This window comes from Alterirhizorhabdus solaris, assembly GCF_007785815.1.
GTDB classification, from domain to species: Bacteria; Pseudomonadota; Alphaproteobacteria; order Sphingomonadales; family Sphingomonadaceae; genus Alterirhizorhabdus; species Alterirhizorhabdus solaris.
Window position 1 is genome coordinate 1 of sequence record NZ_VNIM01000123.1, and the last position, 10,600, is coordinate 10,600.

At 69.6% G+C, this 10,600-nt stretch carries 11 protein-coding genes; 5 read left to right on the top strand and 6 right to left on the bottom strand.

Features of this window, described 5'->3' with window-relative positions; all coding sequences use genetic code 11:
* Window positions 1-327 precede the first annotated feature (327 nt).
* Together FOY91_RS19025 and FOY91_RS19030 are read left to right on the top strand one after the other, a co-directional pair.
* Entirely contained in the window at window positions 328-996 is a 669-nt protein-coding gene (locus tag FOY91_RS19025; protein WP_145155290.1) for a TPM domain-containing protein, read from the top strand.
* Window positions 993-1,532 carry an NUDIX hydrolase gene (locus FOY91_RS19030; RefSeq protein ID WP_145155292.1) on the top strand — a complete coding sequence of 180 codons (540 nt, stop codon included), beginning with the start codon at window positions 993-995 and terminating at the stop codon, window positions 1,530-1,532. Before FOY91_RS19025 ends, FOY91_RS19030 begins: the two co-directional genes overlap by 4 nt.
* Before the next feature lie 77 nt (window positions 1,533-1,609).
* Here FOY91_RS19030 and FOY91_RS19035 read toward each other — a convergent pair whose 3' ends face one another.
* Both FOY91_RS19035 and FOY91_RS19040 read right to left on the bottom strand, forming a co-directional pair.
* Complete coding sequence (locus FOY91_RS19035) at window positions 1,610-1,891, bottom strand: NADH dehydrogenase ubiquinone Fe-S protein 4 (protein WP_145155294.1); 282 nt, start codon at window positions 1,889-1,891, stop codon at window positions 1,610-1,612.
* A 7-nt stretch (window positions 1,892-1,898) separates the two neighbouring features.
* Window positions 1,899-2,216 (bottom strand): 2Fe-2S iron-sulfur cluster-binding protein, encoded by a 318-nt coding sequence (locus tag FOY91_RS19040; RefSeq protein WP_145155296.1) that lies wholly within the window; start codon window positions 2,214-2,216, stop codon window positions 1,899-1,901.
* Between the two features lie 78 nt (window positions 2,217-2,294).
* On the opposite strand from FOY91_RS19040, the gene FOY91_RS19045 reads away from it, so the two are divergent.
* On the top strand, window positions 2,295-2,936 hold the full coding sequence (locus FOY91_RS19045) for a DNA-3-methyladenine glycosylase family protein (RefSeq protein ID WP_145155298.1): 642 nt from the start codon (window positions 2,295-2,297) through the stop codon (window positions 2,934-2,936).
* A gap of 77 nt (window positions 2,937-3,013) precedes the next feature.
* Window positions 3,014-4,597 (top strand): sensor domain-containing diguanylate cyclase, encoded by a 1,584-nt coding sequence (locus tag FOY91_RS19050; protein WP_145155300.1) that lies wholly within the window; start codon window positions 3,014-3,016, stop codon window positions 4,595-4,597.
* Window positions 4,598-5,062: 465 nt separating this feature from the next.
* Here FOY91_RS19050 and FOY91_RS19055 read toward each other — a convergent pair whose 3' ends face one another.
* From FOY91_RS19055 to FOY91_RS19070, 4 genes are all read right to left on the bottom strand, one after another.
* Window positions 5,063-5,590: a tetratricopeptide repeat protein gene (locus FOY91_RS19055; RefSeq protein WP_145155302.1), complete on the bottom strand. Its 528-nt coding sequence runs from the start codon at window positions 5,588-5,590 to the stop codon at window positions 5,063-5,065.
* A gap of 32 nt (window positions 5,591-5,622) precedes the next feature.
* On the bottom strand, window positions 5,623-6,810 hold the full coding sequence (locus FOY91_RS19060) for an RsmB/NOP family class I SAM-dependent RNA methyltransferase (protein WP_145155304.1): 1,188 nt from the start codon (window positions 6,808-6,810) through the stop codon (window positions 5,623-5,625).
* Window positions 6,811-6,837: 27 nt separating this feature from the next.
* Window positions 6,838-8,295, bottom strand: a complete 1,458-nt coding sequence (gene guaB, locus FOY91_RS19065) for an IMP dehydrogenase (RefSeq protein ID WP_145155306.1) — start codon at window positions 8,293-8,295, stop codon at window positions 6,838-6,840.
* Window positions 8,296-8,605: 310 nt separating this feature from the next.
* Window positions 8,606-9,418, bottom strand: a complete 813-nt coding sequence (locus FOY91_RS19070; protein WP_145155308.1) for an HpcH/HpaI aldolase/citrate lyase family protein — start codon at window positions 9,416-9,418, stop codon at window positions 8,606-8,608.
* A 54-nt stretch (window positions 9,419-9,472) separates the two neighbouring features.
* Here FOY91_RS19070 and FOY91_RS19075 point away from each other — a divergent pair, with 54 nt between their 5' ends.
* Window positions 9,473-10,549: an SPFH domain-containing protein gene (locus FOY91_RS19075; protein ID WP_145155310.1), complete on the top strand. Its 1,077-nt coding sequence runs from the start codon at window positions 9,473-9,475 to the stop codon at window positions 10,547-10,549.
* Window positions 10,550-10,600: the final 51 nt, after the last annotated feature.

Here is a 10,600-nt window from a genome sequence, read left to right on the forward strand (position 1 = left end):
CGGCAGACATGCCCGGCGCTGCGCAGCGTGGCGAGGATGGAGCGGGCAATCATGGCATCATGCTCGACGAGCGCGATACGGCACCGGCGGGGGCTGTCCATGCACCGCTGCTAGCAAAGCCGGCGGGGTTTCGGGCGGACAAAGCTGTCCATTTTGGCAGGGGCGGGGGGGGCGGCGGGGGGGAAGGCTGCGGCGGCGGGGGCGGGGCGGCGGCGGCGTCGGCGGCCGGCGGTTCGCGTGCGGCGGCGGCGTCGGGGCGGTGGGCGGGTGGTGGCGGGGCCTCGGTGGCGGCTCGTTCGGCGGCGGCGGGGCTTCGGGGAGCTGGTGATGCGATTGACCGAGGCCGATCATGCCCGCGTGACGGCGGCCGTCACCGCCGCCGAGGCGGCCACCGACGGCGAGATCGTGACGATCGTGGCCAACCGATCGGACAGCTATCACGATGTCGCGCTGCACTGGGCGCTGCTGGCGATGTTCCTGGCGCTGGCGATCGTCGCGACGGTGCCCGATGCGGTACTCGGCCTGCTCGACCGCGCGGACGGCTGGAGCCACGACTACAGCCGGGGAGCTTTGCTCGGGCTGTTGCTGATGCTGCTGGCCGCCGTGTTCCTCGTGTGGCGGGTGATCCTGGCGTGGATGCCGCTGCGCATGGCGCTGACGCCGCGCTCCACCCGGCGGCGGCGGGTCAGGCGGCGGGCGGTGGCCTTCTTCGCCGTCGGCACCGAGAAGCGCACCGAGGCGCGGGTCGGCGTGCTGCTCTATCTGTCACTGGCCGAACATCAGGCCGAGATCGTCGCCGATGCCGCGATCCACGGCATCACCACCCCCGAATGCTGGGGCGAGGCGATGACGGCGATGGTGGAGGCGGTGCGCGAAGGCCGGCCCGGCGACGGCATGGTCGCGGCGGTCGAGCAGATCGGCGTGGTGCTGGCCCGCCACTTCCCCAAGACCGCGAGCGATCGCAATGAATTGCCGGACAGGTTGATCGAACTATGACCCACCACGATCACGACGCCCCCGAGGAGACGATGTGGGAGGGCCGTTTCATCGTCGCCCGCCGCAAGGGTCGCTGGGAATATGTCGGCCGCACGCGCGGGATACAGGCGGCGGTGATCGTGGCGGTGGCGGACGGGCACATCCTGCTGGTGGAGCAGTATCGCGTGCCGATCGGCCAGCGCTGCCTCGAATTGCCGGCCGGGCTGGTCGGCGACGAGGAGGAGGGCGAAGCGGTGGAACTGGCCGCCGCGCGCGAGCTGGAGGAGGAGACCGGCTACCGCCCGGCGACGGTCGTGTCGGCGGGGCGCTTCCATTCGTCGCCGGGGATGGTGTCGGAGAACTTCACGCTCGTCATCGCCTCGGGGCTGGAGAAGGTCGGCGACGGCGGCGGCGTGGAGGGCGAGGACATCACCGTCCACCGCGTGCCATTGAGCGACATCGCCGGCTTCGTCGAGGCGAAGCGCGCGGAAGGCGTGGCGGTGGACGTGAAGCTGTTGCTGCTGCTCGGCGCGGGGATGCTGCGACAGGCAGGCTGAGACCCGCCCGTTCGCCACGGAAAACCACCGAGGCGCCCGGCCGGCGGGGGCACCCCCCTCACCGGCCCGGCGTCATCCTACTTGAAGTTGTCCGCATAGGCGCGGATGCGCAGCGCCTTTTCGGCCGCCGCCACGATCCGGACATCCAGATCCTGCTCGCGCGCATAGGTCTGCGCCGCTTCCAGCGTGGGAAAGCGAAGCACGACCTGACCGCGCGTGTCGCCCGATCCGGCCCAGCCGGTCAGCGGGTCGGCGCGCTTGGCCTCGCCCGGTTCGAACTCGAGCACCCACTGGGCGGCACGGGCGCGGCCGGACTGCATCGCATGCTTGCCGGTCTGGTAGATGCGGGCGGCGACCATGCGATCCTCAATCCTCTTCGGCGATGGTCACGCGAAGGCCGTCGAGCGCGTCGGTCAGCGGCAGCTGGCACGACAGGCGCGACGTCTCGTTGCGGTGATCGGAGCTGTCGAGCAGGTCGTTCTCGTCCTCGCTCATCGCGGGCAGGCGGTCGACCCAGTCCGCATCGACATGGACATGGCAGGTCGCGCAGGAGCAGCAGCCGCCGCACAGGGCGAGCAGCTCGTCGATTCCGGCGTCGCGGATGACCTCCATCACCGAGAGGCCGGCATCGCCCTCCAGCGTCGATTCTTCACCCTCGCGCGTGACGACGATCAACTTGGGCATTATGGCTCCTTCCGATATCGGCACTGTACTTCGGCGCGGCTATGTCTGTCCGGCGCTGCGAAATCAAGGGGCCGCGAGATGGGACTGAGCGCCGACCAGATCAACGCCGCGCTCGACGCCCTGGCCGGCATCGAGCCGGGAATCGCACGCGGGCTGGAACGGATCGGCTACCCGCCGCCGCGTATCCGCCCGCGCGGTTATGCCACGCTGTTGCGTACGATCTTGGGCCAGCAGGTCAGCGTCGCCTCCGCCGATGCGGTATGGCGTCGGCTGGAGGGGCTGATCGGCGGCGCGGCCGATCCCGCCCGGCTGATCGAGGCCTCGGACGAGACGCTGCGCGCCGCCGGCCTCTCGCGGCAGAAGGCCGGTTACGCACGCAGCCTTGCCGGGGAAATCGTCAGCGGCCGCCTCACGCTGGACGCCCTGCCGCAGGACGACGAGGCGGCGATCGCGGCGCTAGTGCGGATCAAGGGCATCGGCCGCTGGTCCGCCGAGATCTACCTGCTGTTCGCCGAGGGCCGGCCCGATATCTGGCCGGCGGGCGACCTTGCCGTGCAGATCGAGGTGGGCCGCCTGCTGGGTCTGGCCGAACGGCCGAACGAGGCGCTGACCCGCGCGCTGGCAGAAACGTGGCGGCCGCATCGCGGCGCGGCGGCGATCTTCACCTGGCATCACTATGGCGCCGCGCCCGATCGTGCCGATGCCTCGATGCCATTGTAAGATCAGGGTCAGTAAGAGGTGGCCGGCGGCGGCGATTAACATTAACACAATCCCTTGCGTCTAGACCTTTGGATCTGATGAATCGGCTCGACCCCCACGACGCCCCCGACGGCGTCTTCCCGTTGCATGATGCCGGGGCGGCCACCGCGCTGGTGGGCCGCAGCGGGGAGTTTCGCGCAGACACGCTCGAACAGGCGTTCGGCTGGGCGCGGCTTGCCGAAACGGTGCGCCACAGCAGCTGGCTGCTGATCGCCTCGGCGATCCTCAACACGCTGTTCTTCATCAGCGACTGGCGCTTCCACGGCACCAGCCAGTTCTGGATCGCGATCCCGGCGCGGGCGATGATCGTCCTCGCCTCGCTCGGATGCCTGCTGGTGCTGCGCCGTCGGTGCTCGCCGCGATCCGTGCAGCAGGTGATGGCGTGGTGGACCGGTATCACGGCGCTGGGCGTGGCCGCACTGGTAAGTTCGCACAGCGAGCTGGCGCTGTTCGTGATGCTGCTGCTGCCGATGATCTTCTACCTCGGCGTACCGCTGCCGTTCGCGTGGCTGAGCGGGTGCAGCGTGGTGGCGAGCGCGCTGCTGCTGCTGGGGTACGAGGCGCATCATGCCGACGACGGCAGCGTGATCGGCCTCGGCCTGGCGCTGGCGACGCTGAACGTCTGCCTGATGCTGGTCGTCGCCCGCGCCAACCGGTTCCAGCGGCTCGAATGGCACGCCACGCGCATCGCCCGTGATATCGCCGACGAGCTGGAGATCAGCCGCGAGAAGCTGGAGAAGCTGTTCGCCGCCGCCCCCGTGCCGATGGTGGTCACCCGCTGCGACGACGGCCGTATCCTGCAGGTGAACGACAATTGCGCGGAGATGTTCGGCATCTCGCCCGGGATGATCGGCAACGAATCGTTCGAGCGCTTCTATGCCGACCCCAAGGACCGGCTGCGGCTGATGACGCGGCTGCAGCGGGACGGCGAGGTCGCCGACTTCGAGGTGCAGGCGCGCTGCGGCGACGGCAAGCAGCGCACCGTGATGGTGAAGGCATCGATCGTGGAAATGGCGGCGGGGCGTATCGTGATCGCCGGCATCATCGACATCTCCGATCGCAAGGCGGTGGAGCTCAGCCTCGAATGGCTCGCCTCCACCGATCCGCTGACCAAGCTGCCGAACCGCCTAAGCTTCTTCTCCACCGCTCGCGCCGAGATGATGCGCGCCGCCCGGCTGGCCCGGCCGCTGGCGCTGCTGATGATCGATCTGGATCACTTCAAGGCGATCAACGACACCTGGGGGCATCAGGCCGGCGACATGGCGCTGCGGGCGTTCGGCACGCTCTGCATCGAGCAGTTGCGCGGCACCGACATCATCGGCCGGGTCGGCGGCGAGGAGTTCGGCATCCTGCTGCCCGACACCTCGGGCGAGGATGCGATCGATATCGCCGAGAGGCTGTGCACCGCCCTGAGCGCCGTCCGCCTGCCCGAACCGAACGAGGCGCTGCGGATGTCCGCCAGCATCGGCCTGACGGTGATCCAGCGCGGCGATCGCGATCTCGACGCCGCGCTCGCCCGGGCGGATCGCGCGCTCTATGCGGCCAAGCGCAACGGCCGTAACCGCGTGCATTTCGATCCGGTCGATTTCACGCCCCCGCCGACGCTGCGCGTGGCGAACTAGCGACCGCCGATGGGGCGGGTTGGTTTCGGTGATCCCGACACCGCTTGCTTCGGCGGGGACGCGCCTCAAGAATGCCGTCTCGACGACGGTTCTTGCGGTTTACGACTAGAGAAGCGGTCGACCCGCTCGATAACGCCGTGGCGACCTGCACCATCCAGTCGAGTGACTGTGGCAGCGGAACGTGAGGCCGGCGAGATGGGCAACATCGTCGGCAGGTCGGCCGATACCCGGCCGTCAGACAGTTTGTCAGATCGTCCGATGGCCGGTGCGGGAACGTACGGCGGTTATCCGGCTCGGCTCTGGCTGAACCGCCAAGTCCATACCTTCACCAAGAAGCTATCGCAAAGTCGGCTTTCAAGCCTTGGAGAAGGAGGGAATTTAATTCCAGATCAGCGCGGCTCGAATAAAAACCACTCGAACCCGCTTCACTTATGCAATCAATAACCGACCGGGCCGCCCTGAGGCTCAGGGCCGGGTGGTCGTCGTCTCCTTGCCCTTGGGCGGGACGACGGTGGTGGCCTGCGCGGTCACTACCGCAGGCGGCGGCCCCTTGGCGATCGCGGCGGCGAGGGTGGTCGCCGGCGCGCACTCCACCTTGCACAGCGTCTTGATGCGGGTGAGGTTGACGCGTGCGCGCTCGACCGCGCCCTTCTGCACCATCGCCTCGCCCTGCCCTTCCAGCGCGGCCAGATCGTTCGGCTCCAGCGTCAGCGCCTCGCGATAAAGGCGGATCGCCTTGCCCGGCAACTCCTGCTGCCGCGCGACCTGCGCGAGCGCGAGAAAGGCGGCGCGGTTGCGCGGATCGACCGCGAGCGCGGTTTCCAGCGCATCGGTGGCGGCAATGAAATTGCCGGCGCGGCGCGCGGCCTCACCCTGCTGCACCAGCGCCACCGAACGCGGGTTGATCTGGTCGTCCGGCCGCTGCCCCTGGCCGGCGCTGGAAACCACCGCGAGCGTGAGCGACAGGGCCACGGCGATCGGCGATAGGCGCATCACATACTCCCGAAAACTCTCAGGTGCCGGCTCTAGCACGGCCGTATGAGCCTCGCGATGAAAAAGCCGTCGGTGCGGTCGCGTGCCGGCGTCAGCAGCCGGCCGTCGCCGTGCGCGCGCCCCGCCGTCGCCGCCGGCGCCGCCCGCCAGCCGGGGTGGCGGGCGAGGAAGGCCGCCGCCTGATCGCGCCCCTCGGCATCGAGCAGCGAACAGACCGCATAGACCAGCGCCCCGCCCGGCCGCACCAGCGCCGCCACGACATCCATCAATCTCGCCTGCGTGGCGGCCACCCGCGCGACGCGCTCCGGCGTGAGGCGCCAGCGCGCCTCGGGGTTGCGCCGCCATGTGCCGGTGCCCGAACAGGGCGCGTCGATCAGCACCGCATCGGCCCGCCCGGCCAGATCGGCCAGCGCCGCCATCTCGCGGCCCGGATCGAGCAGCCGCGTCTCGATCCCGGCCGCCCCCGCCCGTTCGGCGCGTGGCGGCAGGCGCGAAAGCCGGTTGCGATCGCTGTCGCAGGCGATCAGCCGACCCGTCGTCGGCACGCCCATTTCAGCGGCCAGCGCCAGCGTCTTGCCGCCCGCGCCCGCGCACAGATCGACCACCGTCTGGCCGGGTTTTGCCCCCACGGCCGCCGCGATCAGCTGGCTGCCCTCGTCCTGGATCTCGATCCAGCCTTGCGTAAAGATCGGCAATGCCTCCACCGCGATCCCCTCGCGCAGCCGCACCGCATCGGGCGACAGCGCCCCCGCCTCCGCATCGGGAAGCTCAGCCAGCACCTGCGCGCGCGTGGCCTTCAGGCGATTGACCCGCAGGTCGAGCGGCGCACGGTCGAGCAGCGCCGGCAGTTCGTCCCGCCCGATCGCGGCGGCCAGCGCCGTCTCCAGCCACGCCGGCGCGATGCCGGCGGGGGCGACCGGCTCGCCCGCCGTCACGGCGACGGGGCCGTGGGACGATCCATCGAACGACGAGGCCAGCACCGTATCGGCCTGGGCCAGCCCCAGCAGCGCGGCCCGGCCGCTGACGGGCGGCTCCCCCGCCCGGCGGATCGCGCCATAGACGAGTTCGCGCACCGCCCGCCGGTCCTTCGATCCGGCGTAGCGGCGGGTCTTGAAATAGCGCGCGATCAGCGTGTCGGCGGCGGCGCCGTTGCCGCGCGCGGCGGCGAGGATCTCGTCAAGCAGGTCGATCGCCGCCTGCGCCCGTGCGGCGGGGGTCATCTCAGAACTCCGATACCGCCAAGGGCGTCACCGCGTGGGATAGTTCGGCGCCTCGCGCGTGATCGAGACGTCGTGGACGTGGCTCTCGCGCAGGCCCGCGTTGGTGATGCGGACGAACTGCGCGCGCTGCTGGAGATCGGCGATGGTCGGCGACCCGGTATAGCCCATCGCCGCCTTCACCCCGCCGACAAGCTGGTGGATCACGTCCTTGGCCGGCCCCTTGTACGGCACCTGCCCCTCGATCCCCTCGGGCACCAGCTTCATCTGGTCCTTGATGTCGGACTGGAAATAGCGATCGGCCGAGCCGCGCGCCATCGCGCCGACCGAGCCCATGCCGCGGTAGCTCTTGTACGTGCGGCCCTGATACAGGAACGTCTCGCCCGGTGCTTCCGCCGTGCCCGCCAGCAGCGAGCCGACCATCACGCTGGAGGCGCCCGCCGCCAGCGCCTTGGCCAGATCGCCGGAGGTCCGCAGGCCGCCGTCGGCGATCACCGGCACGCCCGATTTCGCCGCCTCGCCCGCCGCGTCCATGATCGCGGTGAGCTGCGGCACGCCGACGCCCGCCACCACGCGCGTGGTGCAGATCGAGCTCGGGCCGATGCCCACCTTCACGCCGTCCGCGCCCGCGTCGATGAGCGCGCGCGTCGCCTCGGCGGTGGCCACGTTGCCGGCGATCACCTGCACCGAGTTGCTGAGTTTCTTCACCCGCTCGACGGCGCGCGCCACGTCGCGGTTGTGGCCGTGGGCGGTGTCGATCACGATCAGGTCGCACTCGGCATCGACCAGCGCCTCGGTCCGCTCGAACCCGCTGTCGCCCACGGTGGTGGCCGCGGCGACGCGCAGGCGGCCGGTGCCGTCCTTGGTGGCGTTGGGGTAGGTGACGGCCTTTTCGATGTCCTTCACGGTGATGAGGCCGACGCAGCGGAACGCATCGTCCACCACCAGCAGTTTCTCGATTCGGCGCTGGTGCAGCAGCCGCCGCGCCTCCTCGGTCGTCACGCCGGGGCGCACGGTGACGAGATTCTGGTGCGTCATCAGCTCGGCCACCGTCTGCGCCGGGTTTTCGGCGAAGCGGGTGTCGCGGTTGGTGAGGATGCCCACCAGCCGGCCGCCGTCCTCCACCACAGGGATACCGGAGATGCGATGGCGCGTCATCAGCGCCTGCGCGTCGGCCAGCGTCTGGCGCGGGCCGATCGTGATCGGGTTCACCACCATGCCGCTCTCGAACCGCTTGACCGCGCGCACCGCATCGGCCTGCTCGTCCACCGTCAGGTTACGGTGGAGCACGCCAAGGCCGCCCATCTGCGCCATCACGATCGCCATGTCCGCCTCGGTGACGGTATCCATCGCCGACGACAGGATCGGGATGTTTAGCGAGATCGCCTTCGTCACCAGCGTGCGGGTATCGGCCTGGCTCGGCAACACCTCCGACGCGGCGGGGCGGAGGAGAACGTCGTCGAACGTGAGGCCGAGGCTGATTTCCATGACGCTGACTTGACCCGATCTGTGGCTGGCGGAGTCGGGCTTCTATAGGAGCGGGGGCGGCGGATTGGTAGTGCGGGGTTCCGTCACCACCCGATCCCCTCCCCGACCATCCTGCGAGGCTGACCGGGCAGTCAAGATCGGCCTCGGCCTTTGCCGGAATCCTGATCGATCCAGCTTCATCCCGCCCTCGTGTCGAGCGAAGTCGGGACACGGAGCGTCACGTACGCGGCCCGCCCCCCGACTTCGCTCGGGGCATGGACGTGAAAAGCGAGTTCCCGGTCAGACCCTCGGGATGAGCGGTTTCCATCGTTTACCGCTCGCCCCGCGCGATCAGGCGCTTGGCCGCATCGACGTGCATCGTCTCGATCATCCGGTCGCGGAAGCGTTCGGCGCCGCCGGTGGCGGCCTCCACCAGCGCGCGGGCGTCCTCCAGTTCCGCGGGCGTGGGGCCGAAGGCGGTGTTGGCGGGGGCGATGTGGTTCGGGTGGATCAGCGTCTTGCCGTCGAACCCGGTCGCCCGCCCGGCACGCGCATCCTCCGCCAGACCGTCCAGATCGGCCAGCCGGTTCCACACGCCGTCCAGCGCGACGATGCCGGCGGCGCGCGCGGCCAGCACGATCGTCTGGAGCGACAGCGCCAGCGGCGCGCGGCCGGCATCGGGCGGCAGGCGCAGGGTGGCGGCCAGATCGTTCGATCCGGCGATCAGCCCGGCCACTCCGTGGGCAGCGGCGATCCCGACCGCCGCCAGCACGCCCGCCGGCGTCTCGATCATGGCGAACAGCGGCTTGCCCACCGCATCGGCCACGCGCGTTGCCTCCGCCGCGCTTTCAACCTTGGGCAGCACCACGACGGCGGCGTGGGAAGCACGCACCGCCGCCACGTCGTCGGCGTGCCACACGCTGTCCGATCCGTTGAGCCGGATCGCGGCGATGCGCGGGCCGAACCCCTCGGCCACCGCCGCCACCGCCGCCTCGCGCGCGGCCTGCTTGTCGTCCGGCTTCACCGCATCCTCCAGATCGAGGATCACCATGTCGCATGGCAGCCCCCGCGCCTTCTCGATCGCACGCGCATTGGAGGCGGGCAGGTACAGCGCGGAGCGGACGTCGGCGAAGATCGTGTTCATGGGGCATCTCCTCGGGCATCGCGATATGCTGGACGCCACGCCGGGCAAAGGGCAATGTCGCGCGAAGGCCGATGTGCGGCGGGAGAAACAGACGTGGCCACCTTCGCGATCGTCCTGCTGGTGCTTGCCGCCGCCTTCGTCTTCGCCGGCGTCACCGTGGTGCGGCAGGGCTACCGCTACACGATCGAATATTTCGGCAAGTTCGTCGCCACCGCGCAGCCGGGCTTCAACTTCTACGTCCCCTTCTTCTACCGCGTCGGAAAGAAGGTGAACATGATGGAGCAGGTGCTCGACATCCCCAGCCAGGAGATCATCACGCGCGACAACGCGATGGTGTCGGTGGACGGCGTGGTGTTCTTCCAGGTGCTCGATGCCGCCAAGGCCGCCTACGAGGTGTCCGATCTGTATCAGGCGGTGCTGGCGCTGATGACGACCAACCTGCGGACCGTGATGGGATCGATGGACCTCGACGAGACGCTGTCCAAGCGCGACGAGATCAACGCCCGCCTGCTCAACGTCGTCGATCACGCGACCGCCGCGTGGGGGGTGAAGATCACCCGCGTCGAGGTGAAGGACATCAAGCCGCCGCAGGATATCGTCAACGCCATGGGCCGGCAGATGAAGGCCGAGCGCGAGAAGCGCGCGCAGATCCTCGAGGCCGAGGGCAGCCGCGCTTCCGATATCCTGCGTGCCGAGGGCGCCAAGCAGGGCCAGATCCTGCAGGCCGAGGGCCGGCGCGAGGCCGCCTTCCGCGATGCCGAGGCGCGCGAGCGCGCGGCCGAGGCGGAGGCCAAGGCGACGCAGATGGTGTCCGATGCGATCGCCGGCGGCACCGGGCAGGCGATCAACTACTTCGTCGCGCAGAAATATGTCGATGCGATCGCGCTGTTCGCCACCTCGCCCAACGCCAAGACGATCCTGTTCCCGGTGGAGGCGACGCAGCTGATCGGCACGCTGGGCGGCATCGGCGAACTGGCCAGGGAAGCGTTCGGCAAGGACACGCCCGGCACCGGTGAGGTGCCCCCCGCCCCCCCCGCTCCTTTTGCCATCTCTACGCCCACCGGACAACTCAGGATCACGGTCGTCGGGCTTGTTTTCCATAAAAAATATAAAAAGACTCTCACAGCTTAGGATGAGCGACTACACGCATACCCAAATGATCACCACACAGCGTAGCGAAGG